Below are 15,082 nucleotides of genomic sequence, written 5' to 3'. Positions count from 1 at the left end.
GCGGGGACGGCCCGCTTCGTCGTCGGCGGCATAGAGTGGCGATCGTGTATCGCTCCCGTGCAGTGGTGGTCGCCGCCGGCGTCCTGGTGCTCCTGCCGATGACCGCGGCGTCCTGCGACGACGCGCCCGACCCGGTCCGGCTGGGCAACGCCGAGGTCGGCACGGTCGACGAGATCGTCGAGGCGCCCGGCACGGTGACCGCGCGGACCGCGGCGACCCTGACCGCGCCCGCCTCCGGCACCCTCCGCGAACTCCACGTCGAGCCCGGCCAGCGGGTCCGCAAGGGTGACGTGCTCGCCGTCATCGACTCACCCGAGCTGTCCCGCCGTCGCGACGCCGCCGCCGAGGCCGTCGAGCAGGCCCCGTCCGGCGGCACGGTGGGCACCGGCGGCACGGCCGAGTTCGCGGCCGTGCGGGCACGCACCGACCGGCAGGCCGCGGACGCCTTCGAGCAGGCCCGCACCGCCGCCGCACAGATCACCGACCCCCAGGTCAAGAAGACCCTGTTGCATCAGGTCGACGCCGCCGAACGCAACTACGAGACCGCCTCGGCGGCCTCGGCGACCGCGCTGCGGTCGGTGCAGCGCGGCGTCGCCTCCCTCAGCCGTGCCATGGGCGCCCTCTCCGCCGCCCAGCGGTTGCAGGCCGAGCAGGCGTACGAGCTGGCCGACGCCGCCGTCGACGCCCTCACCCTGCGGGCCCCGGTGGCGGGTGTGGTGCAGCTCGGCGGCCCGCCGCAGGCCGGCGGCAGCTCACTGGCCGGGCTCCTGGGGAGCGGGCAGGCCCCGTCCGGTTCGTCCGGTGCGGTGTCCGGGGTGGACGCCGCGGTCCCCGAGGGCGGCTGGATCACCGCCGGCACCCCGGTCGTGACCGTCGTCGACACCGGCCGCCTCGGTCTCTCCGCCGAGGTCGACGAGACCGACGTGCTCCTGGTCGGCGAGGGCGTCGAGGCGGAGGTCGAGCTGGACGCCGCCCCCGGTGCCGGCTATCCGGCCACGGTCCGGGCCGTCGACCTGCTGCCCACCACGTCGGCCCGCGGCGGCGTCTCGTACCGGGTGCGGCTCGAGCTCGGCGAGGGATCGTTCGCGGACAGCGGCGAGGCCGCCCCGGTCCCACGGCCGGGCATGAGCGCGGTCATCCGCCTCAAGGTGCGGCAGGCCGCCGGCGCCGTCACCGTGCCCGCCTCGGCGGTGGTCCGCGCCGACGGCCGGGACACCGTCTGGACCGTCCGGGACGGCCGTTACACCGCCGTGCCGGTTCGGCTGGGCGTGCAGGGCGAGGACACCGTGCAGATCGTCTCCGGCGTGAGCGCGGGGGACCGGGTCGTGGTCGCGGGCGCCGACCAGGTCGGCGCCGGCGAAGAGGTGCCGTGACCGCCGCGATCGTCGCCGACGACGTGAGCCGCACGTACGACCTGGACGGAGTCTCGGTGCAGGCGCTGCGCGGGGTGTCCCTGACCGTCGAGCCGGGCGACTACGTGGCGATCGTCGGCACCTCCGGCTCCGGCAAGTCGACCCTCATGCATCTGCTCGGCGGCCTCGACCGCCCGACCGGCGGCACCCTGCTGATCGGCGGCCGGGACGTCAGCACGCTCAGCCCCGACGAGATGGCCGAGCTGCGCAACACCACCATCGGCTTCGTCTTCCAGTCGTTCCACCTGCTCGCCCGGACCACCGCGCAGGACAACGTCGGCCTGCCCCTGGTCTACCGCGGTGCCGGCCGCCGGGAACGCCGGGAACGCGCCGCCGCGATGCTCGAACGGGTCGGTCTCGCCCACCGGATCACGCACCGCCCCAACCAGATGTCCGGCGGCGAGCAGCAACGCGTCGCGATCGCCCGCGCCCTGGTGACCGGCCCGTCCGTGCTGCTGGCCGACGAGCCGACCGGCAACCTCGACTCGGCCACCGGCCAGTCGGTGCTCGCCCTGCTCGAATCGCTCGTCGACGACGGCGTCGCGGTCGTCCTGGTCACCCACGACCGGGACGTCGCCGCCCGCGCCCGCCGGCAGATCGTGATGAAGGACGGGCTGATCAGTGAGACTCGCTGAGGCCTGGCGGGTCGCCCTCGACGCGCTGCGCGCCAACCGGCTGCGCAGCATGCTCACCATGCTCGGCGTGATCATCGGCGTGGCCGCGGTCGTCGCCCTCGTCGCCATCGGCACCGGCACCAAACAGCAGATCGAGAACCAGGTCGAGGGCCTCGGCTCCAACCTGCTGCTGGTCGTCCCCGGGCGTCTCCAGGCCGGTTCGGCGCCCACCTCCTCGCCGCTCACCCTCGACGACATCGAGGTGATCAACCGGGTCGTCGGGGACCGCAGCCGGGTCGCCGTCACCATCGCCTCCGGCGAGACCGTGCGCGCCGGGTCGCGCAGCGGGTTCGCCAGCATGCAGGGCGTCCTGGAGACCACGCCGACCGTCTTCGTCCGCCGCCTCGACCGGGGCACCTACCTGACCAGGACCGACGTCAGCACCGGCCGCCGGGTCGCGGTCCTCGGCGCCGGCCTGGCCCGTGACCTGTTCGCCGATCGTGATCCGGTCGGCCGGCAGGTCACCATCGGCGGCGTGCGGTTCCGGGTGATCGGCGTCTTCGAACCGCTCGGGCAGAGCCTCGGCGTCGACCGGGACGGCGAGGTCCACGTTCCGGTCACCGCCGCCCAGCGCCTGCTCGGCACCGAGCGCATCGACGGCCTCGCCATCCGCGCCCCCGACCGCGAGCGGATCGGCGAACTCTCCGCCGCCGTCGTCGCCGCCCTGACCGAACGCCACCCGGACACCGACTTCTCCGCGGTCACCCAGGAACAGATCCTCGGCGTACTCGGCGACATCCTCGGCGTGCTCACCGGCGTCCTCGCCGCGATCGCCGGGATCAGCCTGCTCGTCGGCGGCGTCGGCGTCTCCAACATCATGCTCGTCTCGGTCCGCGAACGGACCAGGGAGATCGGTCTGCGCAAGGCGGTCGGCGCCCGGCCCCGCGACATCGGCATCCAGTTCCTTCTCGAGGCGGTGCTGCTCACCACCACCGGCGGCATTCTCGGCATGCTCCTCGGCGGCGCCACGGCGCTGCTCGTCGACCGGCTCAGCCCGGTCCCGGCGGCCCTCACCTGGTGGTCGATGGCACTCGCGTTCGGGGTGTCCGCGGCCGTCGGCATCGTCTTCGGTGTGGTTCCGGCACAGCGGGCCGGCCGGCTCGATCCGGTGGTCGCGCTGCGTACCGAATAAGTCCCCGCCGGGCCATCGGGCAACGCCTCAGGTGACGCCCCCCGGAACCGAATGATGGTTTCGGACCGGACCCGGAGGAGAACGCCTTGGCCCATCAGTTGCGCGACATGCACGGCGCCGCCCGTGCCGTCGCCTACCTGATGCTGGCCGCCGGACCCTACAACTTCGTCACCGGCGTCCTGATGAAGCTCGGCAACCCGCTGCCCGAAGTCGTCGCCCTCGCCCTCACATCGATCGTGCTCTTCATCGTCGGCCTGATCTGCCTGCGCCGCCCGGAGACCATGCCCCGGCTGTTCTGGCCGCTCATGCCGTTCCTCGGCGCGGGCGTGATCTCGGCGCTCAACGTCGCCACCCGGGACGCCACCCTGGGACCCCAGCTGTTCTACCTGTGGCCGCTGCTCTATGCCGCGATGTTCCTCAACCGCCGGATCATCACCCTCACCGTCGTGCAGATCTCCGCCGGGCACGCCCTCACCGCGTTCCAGTTCCAGGAGGGTGGCCAGGCACTCCTCGACTGGATCGCGATCACCGTGGCCATGTCGATGACCGCCGTCGTCGTCGTCGGCCTACGCGAACGCAACGACCGGCTGCGCGGCGTCCTGGAGGCCCAGGCCACCTCCGACTCCCTCACCGGCGCCGCGAACCGCCGCGCCTTCGACGCCGAGATCAGCCACGCCGTCGCCGTCGCCGGCCCCGACGATCCGCTCGCCCTCGTCATGATCGACGTCGACCACTTCAAGAGGATCAACGACACCTGGGGACATGCGGTCGGGGACCTCGCCCTGCGTACCGTCGCCGACGCCCTCCGCGACGCCGCCGAGGACCGCCGGCACATGGTCGCCCGCCTCGGCGGCGACGAGTTCGCCGTCCTCCTCCAGGCCGCCCCCTACGCGGCCGTCCGTTTCACCGAACTCGCCCGCGCCCGCGTCGCCGCCGCCACCGGCCTGCCGTCCGGCCCGCCGAGCCTCAGCATCGGCATCGCCGTCGTCCCCGACCACGCCGTCGGCGCCGACGAACTCCAGAGGGTCGCCGACGCTGCCCTCTACCGGGCGAAGGAGGGCGGCCGCGGGCGCAGCATGATGGCCCAGCCGGCCGGCCCGCTCCCCGCCACCGCCTGACCGCTACCGCTGCGGCCGCACCACGGGCTGCTCCGCCGTCGTCTCCGTGAACGCGTCGGCCACCACCGGCCCCTGGTCACCGTCGGCGGCCGGCCTCCCGCCCAGCGGGGTCAGGATCTCCGGAGACCTGCGGGGGTACGGACCCCAGCCGTCCCGCAGCACATGGATGTAGACGGCCTCCAGGCACACGCCGATGCGCTCCACCAGATCGGTGTCCTCCGCGGCACCCAGCCGGATCGCCCGCGCGAAGTGGTCCAGCGCCTCCATGTGCCGCCCCTGGTCGAAGCAGCTACGCCCGGCGTTCTCGTGCACGACACTGCGCACCGCCGGCGACACCTCCGCCTCGACGGCCTTCTGGAACAGCCGGTCCGCCTCCATGTAGTCACCCCGCAGCCGCAGCACGTGCGCCAGCTCCGCCTGCGCGATCACCATCGACTGGAGGTCGTGCGCCGACTCGGCGTGCGCCAGCGCCAGCCGGCTCGCCGCGGCGGCCATACCCAGCTCCCCGAGGAGGCGGTACACCTCCGCGCGTACGCTCAGCAGCCCCGCCTTGACGATGTTGTCCGCCTCGTCGGTGAGCGGCCCGTCGAGCCGCTCGCCGAGCGCCCGCAGAGCGTCCCGGTTGTCGACCACCTCCCGCAGGGTGGCCCCGTCCAGCCGCCACCGGATCGCCGACAGTTCGGCCGCCGTCAACGGCAGATGCGGCGCCAACTCGGGCCCTATCGGCACGGCGGCCGGTGCCGGTCTCCCGGCCCCACCGGCCTTCGCCGCGCCGTTTCCGGCCCACTCGGCGCTCCGCTGTCCGGCGTCCGGCGCCTGGTGCCGGGCCTCCCCGGCGGTTCTCGTTCCGCTGCCGTTCTCCCCGCCGTCGCCGACCCCGTTGCCGTTGGCGGTCTCGGGGCCCTGGCCAGTCCCGTTCGCGTCGCCAGTCGCATTGCCGTCACCGGGTCCGTTCCCGTCGCCGGTCTCGTTGCCGTTGCCGGTTCCGCTACGGTCGCTGGTCTCGTTGCCGGTCCCGTCGGCGGTTCCCCTGCCGTCGGCCGGGCTACCGCTGCCGGTCCCGTCCGTGCCGGTGCCGCCGTGCGACGGGGCCACGTCGGTGTCGGCCTTTGAGGCGTGCCGTCCGGCGCTGCCCGTGGTGCCGCCCTCGGATCCCGTCGTCGTTCCGAACCCGCCGTCGGCGCCCACACCTGGTTCCGCGGCCGCGTGCGTACCGCTCGTGACCGTGCCGTCCGGTGATCCCGCGGTATCCCCGCCGTCGGCGCCCGCAGCCGAGCCCGTCCCCGTGTCCGCAGCCGAGCCCGTTCCGGTTCCCGCAGCGGGGCCCGTCACCGTAGCCTCGGCACCGTCCGGCCCCGTGCCCGCAGCCGCACGGTCCCCGGCGGGCTTCGCACCGGCCTTCGAGACGAACCATCCGCCACCGAACGCCGTGTCCGCGTACCGCCGCGGCTCGGTGTCCGGCCCCGACGTCTCCAAACGCCCGATCGGCCGCAGGTTGTGCAGAGACCCGTCCGCATCCATGTACGGCCGGTCCACCTCAGCCTGCCCCGGCCGGCTCAGCGGGAACCCGATCTTCTCCCGCCCGGCCCCGCTCGGCGCCCCTGATCCCGGCCGCACGCCGGGCTGCGGCAGCGCCACCGTGGGCCGCGCACCGGTGGCCGCCTGCCATCCGTCGCCCGGCGTCGCCACCGCGGGCGCCCCGGAGACCGGCGTGGTCCCGTTCTGCAGGGTCTGACCGCTCTCACCCGCGGACACCGGCGCCGGCGAGACCCCGTCCCATCCGGAGCCCGCCGCCGGAGTCCCGAGCCGCTGCCCGTCGGGTGCGGGGGAGACCGGAGCCTCCGTCCGGCGCCCGTCGGCCGCAGAGGCGGAGACGGGTGCCGGTGAGACCGGCGTGGCCGCGTCCCATCCGGAGCCCGCCGCCGGCGACACCGGAGCCCCCCGCCGCTGCCCGTCGGAAGCGGGTGCCGGCGAGACGGGTGTGGCCGCGTTCCATCCGGCGGCCGCCGGTGACACCGGAGTCCCCGGCCGCTGCCCGTCCGGCGTGGAGCCCGGTGTGGCCGCGTTCCATCCGGAGGTCGCCGGTGAGACCGGGGCTTCCGGCCGCTGTCCGTCGGGCGCGGAGGCTGGTGCCGGTGCGCCCGGTGTGACCGCGTTCCATCCGGAGGCCGCCGGTGACACCGGGGTTCCGGGTCGCTGTCCGTTCGGCACGGAGGCGGGTGCCGGCGCGGCCGGACCACCCGGCTGCCGTCCGTCCGGTGCCGGGGCGGTGTTGCGCCCGCCGGGGGTTTGCTGCGTGCCGAAACCGTTCCGCGAGTCCGTGCCGACTCCGTGCGCACCGTCAGTGCCGGTGGCGGGCGGAGCCGACCGCGGCGCACTGCCGCCGGGCGCCTGTCCTGCCGGTGCCCCGTCCCACGCGCCGCCCGGCAGGGGTGCCCCACCGGTTCCGGCGGCCCCTTGTTGCCCGAAGCCGTTCCACGAGGACCCCATGCCACCGGGATTCTGCGCAGGCGGCGCCGATCGCGGCGTGGTGCTGTTCCACCCGTTCGCGGGAGCCGGCTGCGGGCCGGCGGGCGGCGCCGAACGGGGAACGACACCATCGGCCGCCTGCCCGTTCCATGCCCCACCCGCTTGCGGGCCGCCGTTCCGGGTGACCTCGTCCGAACCCGCGAATCCCTGCCGTTGATCGCCGGGCCGAGCGGGACCCGTCCCCTGCGGCTGACCAGTCGGCTGGACGGCCGGTGCCTGTCCCGGCCCCGAGAGCCGGGCAGCCTCCGGCGAACCGGGTGCAGGCTGCGAAACCCTGGGTGCGGATTGCGGAAGACCGGCACCGGGATGCGGAAGACCGCCACCGGGATGCGCGAGATCAGCACCGGGATACGGAAGACCGGCAGCTGACGGCGGCAGACCCGCATTCGGCTGCGGCTGACCGGCAGCGGGATGCGGGCCGCCGGTAGCGGGATGCGGGGCGCCGGGCCCGGACTGCGGCGTGGCCGAGGGGGCCCCGGCAACCTGCCCATCCGGAGCGGTCCGGGTCGCGGGCGGCCAGGCCGCCACAGCCGACGGATGACCGGCCGGGGCCGGGTTCCCACCCTGAACCGGGTTCCCGAGGTGACCGGCATCGCCCCCAGCCGTCTGCGGCCGGACCGCCGGCGGCCATGCCGAGCCAGGCGTGGCCTGACCGGCCGTCCCCACGGTGACGTCCCCGGGAGCGGACGGCGAGACCGGCGGAGCACCGGGAGCCGGCTGAGCCCCGTCCGCGACCATGGCCCACGGCCCGTCCCCTTCGGAGAGGAACACGTGTGCGGTCCGAGGCGTTCGCCGCGCCCGCTGCTGCGGAACATCCGAACGCTCAAAGCCCCCGGTCACATCGGGTCGTCCGCCGGTTCCGCCCCATCGTGTGTCGCCGGGGGCGGTGGGTCGGTCGAAGCCGCCGGTGGCGTCGGGTCGTCCGCCGGTTCCGCCCCATCGTGTGTCGCCGGGGGCGGTGGGTCGGTCGAAGCCGCCGGTCGCATCCGGGCGTCCGCCTGTTCCGCCCCATCGGTTGTCTTCGGCAGTGGCAGGCCGGTCGAAGCCGCCGGTGGCGTCGGGTCGTCCGCCGGTTCCGCCCCATCGTGTGTCGCCCGGGGCGGTGGGTCGGTCGAAGCCGCCGGTGGCGTCGGGTCGTCCGCCGGTTCCGCCCCATGGTGTGTCGCCGGGGGCGGTGGGTCGGTTGAAGCCGCCGGTCGCATCCGGGCGTCCGCCGGTTCCGCCCCATCGGTTGTCTTCGGCAGTGGCAGGCCGGTCGAAGCCGCCCGTGACGTCGGGGCGTCCGCCGGTTCCGCCCCATCGATTGTCGTCGAGTGTGGTCGGCCGGTCGAAGCCGCCGGTGACATCGGGACGTCCGCCGGGCCCACCCCATCGGGCATCGGCGGAACCGGCCGCCGGATCCACATTCCCGTATCCAGGTGCCGCGCCCTGCCCAGGCACCGTCCCGGGCATGCCCTGGCCGGGCATCTGGCCGGGAACGCCCTGGCCGGACCCCGAGCCGGCAGCGTGCTGTCCGGGTGCCGCCACCGGGACACCCGCGGGGGGTGCCGCCATGGCGCTGTCACGACCGAACGGCCGGCCGCCCTCTGTGCCAGGGGCGCCGGGAACGCCACCGGCCATGCCGTTCCCGGACGACGCGTCGGCGCCCGCGCCGCTTGTCGGGGCCGCAGTCCCGTCCGGGCGTGCCGATTCGCCGCCCGGTTGCGGTCCGTTCGGACCGATCACCCGTGCCGGCGCAACCGGCGCCGGTGCGGCGACGACACGCGGCGTCACCGGCGGGTCAGCCTTGATCACGCGGGGTGCGGGCGGCGGGGTGGCCGTGTTGACAACCCTCGGCGGTACGGGAGGCTCAGCCCGCCGAACCACCCGAGGTCCACCGTCCGCATTCTCACCCGGTGCACTGGGCCCCTGCTCGTTCCCGATACCCGGATTCTGAACCGACTCCGCACCCGTGCCGCGGCCGGCGCCGGAACCAGTTCCGTCCCGACCATTGGGATCCACGGTCGACTCAGTGGGCGTCTCCGCTCCGCCGCGCTGACCGGGGACGAGCCGCGCGACCGCCGATCGCCAGCCCCCGCGCCGCTCAGACCCTTTCTTGTCGGCCTTGCCGGAAGAGTCCCGCCCGGTACCGTCGGCGTCCCCAGGACCGGAAGAAGGCTGCCCGGTCGCTCCTGGCGCCATCGCCGGACCCGGAACACCACGATCCACCGGACCGGACGACCCGCCCCAGCCGCTCGCCGCTCCCTGAGCCTGTGCGGGCCATTCACCTTGGCCCTGAGCCTGTGCGGGCCAGTCACCCTGGCCCTGAGCCTGCGCCAGCCACTCGCCCTGGCCCTGCTGCGCTCCGGATTCCGACTCGTGCCCTACCGGCGCGGTGGCGGACCCGCCGGTGCGGTACTCACCGAGGTCCCGACCCACCACCGGTGGCCCGGAACGTTCCGGGCCCGCCGTTCCGGCGCTGCCACGTCCGGTCTGACCGGTCGTGGCGGGCGTACCGGCGCTCCCGCGTCCGGTCTCCGGGTGGGGCGCTGCCGTGCCGGGTCGGTCGGCGGCGCTGCCGCGTCCGGTTGCGGTTCCAGGATGGGGCGCTGCCGTGCCGGAGTGGTCGGCGGCGCTGCCGCGTCCGGTTGTGGTTCCAGGGTGGACTGCCGCCGTGCCGGAGTGGTCGCCGGCGCTGCCACGGCCGGTCTGACCGGTCGTGGTGCCGGATTGCGGTGCGGGCGTACCGGCGCTCCCGCGTCCGGTCTCCGGGTGGGGCGCCGCCATGCCGGTGCTGCCGTTCCCGGCCGTGGTTCCGGGCAGCGGTGCGGTCGTGCCGGGTCGCTCGGCGGCGCTGCCAGATCCGGCCTCGGCCTGGCGTGGAACGGCACGGCCGTCGGCGGGCTCCACGCGGCCGGGGAGTCCGCCCGCCTGGACGTCGTCGCCGGTGCTCGCGGGGTCGGAACGGCGCGGGTCGTCGCCCGCGGCGACGTCGCGTTCCGGACGGGAGGCGGTCGCGTCACCGCTGAGAACGGTGAAGTCGTCGGCCCACGCGCCGGCCGCGGTGGGGCGGTGTTCGGCCTGGTCGCCGGTTCCCGGCTCGGCCGGGGTGCGGGAGTCCGCCGCCGCTGGCAGCGCTGTGTCCCGGCGGAGGTCGGCCTCTCGGCGAGGGTCGCCCACCAGGCGGGGGTCGCTCTCCCGGCGAGGGTCGCCCACCAGGCGGGGGTCGTTCTCCCGGCGGGGGTCGCCCTCCAGCCGGGGGTCGCCCTCCGGACGGTAGCGATCGTAGGACTCGTCACCCACCGGGCTGTCGGCGCGCTCGGAACCCGGAACGGGGACCTGCGCACGCCCGGTGACCACATGGTCGTCGCGGCGGATCGGCCCGGACTGCCGGACGTCCTCGTCGCGTCGCGACCGGCGTCCGCCGGGTGGCCGGATCGGCCCGAAGTCGTCGTCCTCCCACACTTCACCCGCGCGGGCACGTTCACCGCCGGGACGTGCCGGTCGCCGCCGGTCGTCGCCGTCGCGGGAGCGGCTGGGCTCCTCCCAGTATTCGTCGGCGCCCAACTCGATGGTGCGGCCGACGGCGGGACGGTCGTCCTCGGGTTCGATGCGGCCGTCGTCGTCCCACATCTCGTCGGCGCGGATCTCCATCGCCCGGTGGGCGCGGCTCCGGCGTTCGTCGCGCGGATCCCGGCGGTCGTCGCCGGCCACCATCGGATCACGGCCATCGCGACCCGCACCGGGCGCCGCGCGAAGATCGTCACGCGCGCCACGGCCATCGTCACGCGGGCCGCGCAGGTCACCGCGCTGGTCCCGCGCATCACGAAGGTCGCTACGCGGGTCAAGAATGTCACCGCGGGTATCACGGACGTCACCCCGGGCATCACGGATGTCACCGCGGGTGTCGCGGACGTCAGCCCGCGGGTCGAGGGGACCACCGCGCGGGTCCAGGGCGCCACCGCGCGGATCCAGGGCGCCACCGCGCCGGTCGCGGCCGTCACGGACACCACCGGGATCGCGCACATCACCGCGGGGCTCACGGGCATCCCGGACGTCACCACGGGAGTCGCGCGGATCGCGGAGATCACCGAGCGGGTCGCGCGGGTCGACGCGGGGCTCACGGGGATCCCGCAACCCGCGAGAATCCCGCGGGTCGCGACCATCACGCGGTTCCCGGACATCACGGGCGTCGGCCGGCTCACGCAGGTCACCGGCATCGCGGCCGGCACGAGGATCGCGGACACCGCGGGGGTCGGCGGGCTCGAGCAGTTCGCGTCCATCACGGACACCGCGGGGCTCACGGAGGTCGCGAGGGTCGCGGGGATCGCGCGGGTCACGGGCCTCATGCAGCCCGCGGGGATCGCGCAGCTCACCGCGGGTATCACGCCCGGCACCGCGCCGATCGCGGTCGTCCCAGCGCCCGTCCACCTCATCGCGCCGTGCGGGCCCGGCGTCGCGGCGCTCGTCCCGTCCACGGTCGCGGCGCCCGAGGTCGTCGACCCGCCCGTCGCCGCCGTCGCGGCGGTCCCCGCGCTCATCACGGCGTCCCGGGGCCTCGTCCCGGTAGCGGGGTGACGGCCCGTATCCGCGGTCGTCGTCGCGGCGCGGGTCGGTCGTACCCTCATAGCGGTTGTCTCCGCCGCGGCGCCGGTCGGCGGAACCACGCCGCAGTTCCGGGCGCGCCGCGGGGTCGACGATCGGGAAGTCGGGTTTGTCAAAGTCGACGCCGAGTTCGGGGCGGTTGAAGTCGACGTCGGCGAAGTCGTCGCCGACGAGGTTGTCGACGGACGTGTCGATGGGCTCGAAGTCGGGGTCGTCGAGCCAGCTGGGCCGTTCGGCGTCGAAGGCGGCCTTCTGGCGCACGGTGCCGTCGTCGGCCTCGCCCCCGCGGCGGCGGGTCGGCATGACCGGGTCGGGAGCGGTGCGTTTGCTGTAGTGCTTCTCCTGTTTGACCGCGGAACTGGGCATGAAGGAGTACTCGTCGTACTCGTCCGCCCAGTACTCGTCGTCTTCGAAGCTCATGACGCGGCCCCGAATCGGCTGGGGAAGGACCCAACGCCCCGACGCCGCATCCGTGCCACCGTCCTCACCCTGTACCACCTCCGCACCCCGGTGCCGCCCCCTGCGTCCCGCGATCAAAACCTGCCACGTGGTGGATGTGGAAGGTTAACCACGGATTTGCGCAGTGCGCCACCGCCCTGCGGGTCCCCGTCACCGGCCTCGCGGCCGGCCCGCGAGCGTCGACCGCATCGGCGCCGCAGCCCGCCGATGGTGCGCGATCAACGGGGTATACGTCCTGCGGGCGGCCCCGGTTCAACGGGTTGAGCAGTCACTATGACAGCGTTCCGGAGGGGGCGCCGACGGGGGGTCGGGTGCTGCCCCGATCAACGGATCTCACCGTCGCCAGGTGACGGGCCCGGTGTCGACTTAAGGACTTTTTAAGCTCTCCTTCAGGAGAACCAAGGACTAGCGGGTGACCCTGAACAGGTGACGGGGTGTATCGGGTCGCGGGGGACCGGACGGTGTCTCGCGGGTGGTGAAGGACACGCTCCGTGTTCGCGGATCATGGACCGGTGATCTGTCACGGTGGATACGCACCCCGCCGCGGTCGAGGAAGTCCCGGCGGGTTCACTGCGGTCCCGACTTCCCGGTCCACGGCCGCCGCCCCCCGGTTTCATGGCGGCCGCATCACGCCCGAGACGTTCCGCTGAGACGGCGCCCCCTCGTCTTCTCGCGGTCGGCGGTTCACGGCGTGGGGCCGGGGCGGGAGGCAGCGGCGGGAGCCCATCTTCCGCCGCTGTCCTTCCCGGGCGAGCCGAAGGGCTCCCCCGGACGAGCCGGACAGCCACCCGGCCCGGCGGCCACCCACCCCCAGCAGGGTGGCCGCATCGTGCCCCGGAGCACCCGCGGGGAGGAGCCCCCTCGAATCCCTCGCGGTGCGAGTCCCGGGTCAGCGGGCCGGGACGGAGGCGGCGGCGGAATCCAGTCATTCCGTCGCCGTCCTCCCATCACCGATCAGCCGATCGCGGCGATGCCCGCCCAGCCACCCTCGCCGACCTGGGTACGCTCCCCGTCGACCGGGTTCCCCGAGCTGTCGGTGCCGCCGGCGTAGAACTGCAACGTCCCGTCACCCGCGGTCGCCCACAGGTCGGCGATCCCGTTGCCGTCGGCGTCCCCGGCGGCCAGCAGCGGCCGGTTGCCCGGCGTCCAGCCCCCGGTGCCGTAGACGCTGCGGTCGTGGAAGGACCCGTCGGCCTGCCCCCGGTAGAGGTACAGGATCCCGGTGGTGGTGGCGCGTACCAGAAGGTCGGGTCGTCCGTCCCGGTCGGCGTCGCCGGGCGCGGTGAGGGTCATCGGTGTCCAGCCGGACCGCCCGATCACCCGGCCGGGCAGCAGCCCCGGCCGGTTCGCCGGATCCCCGGGGTAGAGGTACAGCTGGTCACCGCGGACGGCGGCCACGTCGGGCAGCCCGTCGCCGGTGACGTCGCCGACCGACAGGACCTGGCTGACGCCGGCCCAGCCGCCGGTCCCGCCGACCGCGACCCGTTCGCCGAGCCGGCCGTACCCGCGGTTGGGGTAGACCCACAACTGGTCGCCGATGCGGGCCAGCAGGTCCTCGGTGCCGTCGCCGGTGAGATCGCCCCGGTGACTGATCACCGCCCCGGACCAGCCGCCGGTACCGATGACGCCGTACGGCCAGACGACCCGTCCGTCACCCACTCCGGCATAGAGGCGCAGCTGTCCGGCCGCGTCGACGGCGACCAGGTCGGGGTGGCCGTCGGCGGTCAGGTCACCGGCGGTGGCCGGCGCTTGCGGGGTACGGGTACGCAGGTGCGCGATCAGCGGCGCGTGGTCCGACCACCCGTGGGATCCGCCGACCCCGTACCAGCTGGTGTCCACCCGCGACTGGTCGGCGTCGCACCGGCTGAACAGCGTGCCGCTGCCGGGGAGCGACGCGAAGATGTGGTCGCGTTTGCTCCAGTTCTGTTCCTGCGCCGCCGTCCAGGCGAGATGGGTCGTCTCGTTGACGACGTCACCGCTGCCGTAGGACCGCCGGTCGCACTCGTCGAACGCGGTGGCGATCGGCTGGAGCGCCGCCGAGGTGGGGAAGTGGTTGAAGTCGCCGCCCAGCACGACGTCGTGCCGGTCCGGCCAGACCAGGTCCCGGACGGTGTCGAGTTGCGCCTGCCGCCGGGGGTCGTCGGCGGCGGCGAGGATGTGGACGGTGCAGATGCGTGTGGTCCACTGCGCGGTCCGTACGCACAGCAGGGGCAGTTGCTGTTGGTTGTAGGTGCCCTCCGGCACGGTGGGCACGTCCGTCGTCGCGGTCACCTCCGCTTTGACCGCGATCGCCGCGCCCAGTTCGCCGGTGAGCGGGTCCCGGCAGTCGCTGCGCCCGTCGGGCCGTCTCGCCACGGCGTGCCGGATCGACCAGTCCGGGCCGAGTGCCGCCGCGAGCAGTGCCGTGTGGCTGCCGTCGGCGCCGCCGCAGATCTCCTGGAGCAGCAGTACGTTCGCGTCGTTCTCGGCCGTGAGCCGGGCGATCTCGTCGATCTTGGACTGCGGCGAGTTGCGGAACGGACAGTAGGCGCCGCTGCCCGGAGCACCGCCGGCCTCACCGCAGATGTTCCAGCTGATCACGCGTAACCGTGGTGGCTCGGCCGCGGCGGACGCCGGCCGGGGGAGCACCGTCAGGGCGACGGCCGTGATGGCCAGCGCGATGACGGCGCGGAGCAGATTTCTCATGACGCCGATTTTCGATCATGTTCGATGCGCTGTGGGGGCGGGCGTCACAGGCGGCCGTCGGTGGTGAAGCCGCCGACCCGGGCGGGCAGCACCAGGCCGGCCCGGGCCAGGGCGGTGAGCAGGGCGGACAGCTGGGTGCGGGTCAGCGTGGCGGCGCGGTCCGGGTGGGGGTGCGGCACCCCCAGCGCGGTGGCCGCCTCGACGGCACGCGTGCCGATGGCGGCCTCGACCGCCCACAGCCGGTGGGCGCAGAACGCCGAGTGTGCCGATTCGGCGAGCCGGCCGTGCAGGTGCAGCAGCCGGCGCAGGTCGGCGGCGAGCTGTTCGATCGGCGGGCCGTAGGGCGCGGGCGGCGGGCGGCGGCGCCCGGCCAGGGCGGCGCACCACCGCGGCAGATAGCGGCATCCGGCGACCACCGCGCCCGGCGCGGCGAGGATCAGGATGACGCGGCTGGCGTCGAGGAGTGTCACGGTTCCCTCCGCCGGTGTC

At 74.6% G+C, this 15,082-nt stretch carries 8 protein-coding genes; 5 read left to right on the top strand and 3 right to left on the bottom strand.

Annotated elements, in window-relative coordinates; translation table 11 throughout:
* Nucleotides 1-44: 44 nt before the first annotated feature.
* From BC793_RS01245 to BC793_RS01230, 4 genes are all read left to right on the top strand, one after another.
* Complete coding sequence (locus BC793_RS01245; protein ID WP_307784564.1) at nucleotides 45-1,373, top strand: efflux RND transporter periplasmic adaptor subunit; 1,329 nt, start codon at nucleotides 45-47, stop codon at nucleotides 1,371-1,373.
* Nucleotides 1,370-2,047, top strand: coding sequence for an ABC transporter ATP-binding protein (locus tag BC793_RS01240; RefSeq protein ID WP_109588658.1), 678 nt, complete (start codon nucleotides 1,370-1,372; stop codon nucleotides 2,045-2,047). Before BC793_RS01245 ends, BC793_RS01240 begins: the two co-directional genes overlap by 4 nt.
* On the top strand, nucleotides 2,034-3,218 hold the full coding sequence (locus BC793_RS01235; protein ID WP_109588657.1) for an ABC transporter permease: 1,185 nt from the start codon (nucleotides 2,034-2,036) through the stop codon (nucleotides 3,216-3,218). The genes BC793_RS01240 and BC793_RS01235 overlap by 14 nt, the downstream gene beginning before the upstream one ends.
* 86 nt (nucleotides 3,219-3,304) lie before the next feature.
* Entirely contained in the window at nucleotides 3,305-4,336 is a 1,032-nt protein-coding gene (locus BC793_RS01230) for a GGDEF domain-containing protein (protein WP_109588656.1), read from the top strand.
* A gap of 3 nt (nucleotides 4,337-4,339) precedes the next feature.
* Here the strand turns inward: BC793_RS01230 and BC793_RS01225 are convergent, their stop codons facing one another.
* Nucleotides 4,340-6,268 (bottom strand): hypothetical protein, encoded by a 1,929-nt coding sequence (locus BC793_RS01225; RefSeq protein ID WP_146246152.1) that lies wholly within the window; start codon nucleotides 6,266-6,268, stop codon nucleotides 4,340-4,342.
* 3,348 nt (nucleotides 6,269-9,616) lie between these two features.
* On the opposite strand from BC793_RS01225, the gene BC793_RS48675 reads away from it, so the two are divergent.
* Nucleotides 9,617-11,422 carry a hypothetical protein gene (locus tag BC793_RS48675; RefSeq protein ID WP_146246151.1) on the top strand — a complete coding sequence of 602 codons (1,806 nt, stop codon included), beginning with the start codon at nucleotides 9,617-9,619 and terminating at the stop codon, nucleotides 11,420-11,422.
* A 1,440-nt stretch (nucleotides 11,423-12,862) separates the two neighbouring features.
* On the opposite strand, the gene BC793_RS01210 is transcribed toward BC793_RS48675, so the two are convergent.
* Nucleotides 12,863-14,593: an FG-GAP-like repeat-containing protein gene (locus BC793_RS01210; RefSeq protein ID WP_109588653.1), complete on the bottom strand. Its 1,731-nt coding sequence runs from the start codon at nucleotides 14,591-14,593 to the stop codon at nucleotides 12,863-12,865.
* A gap of 44 nt (nucleotides 14,594-14,637) precedes the next feature.
* Complete coding sequence (locus BC793_RS01205) at nucleotides 14,638-15,063, bottom strand: hypothetical protein (protein ID WP_239169799.1); 426 nt, start codon at nucleotides 15,061-15,063, stop codon at nucleotides 14,638-14,640.
* Between the last annotated feature and the right edge of the window lie 19 nt (nucleotides 15,064-15,082).

It is taken from the genome of Actinoplanes xinjiangensis, assembly GCF_003148685.1.
Classification (GTDB): domain Bacteria; phylum Actinomycetota; class Actinomycetes; order Mycobacteriales; family Micromonosporaceae; genus Actinoplanes; species Actinoplanes xinjiangensis.
Note: the sequence above shows the minus strand (reverse complement) of the source record. Positions and strands in the feature narration are given on the sequence as shown.

Coding starts and splice junctions, on each gene's coding strand:
- BC793_RS01210 (WP_109588653.1), bottom strand. CDS start 14,593: ATGAGAAATCTGCTCCGCGCCGTCATCGCGCTGGCCATCACGGCCGTC.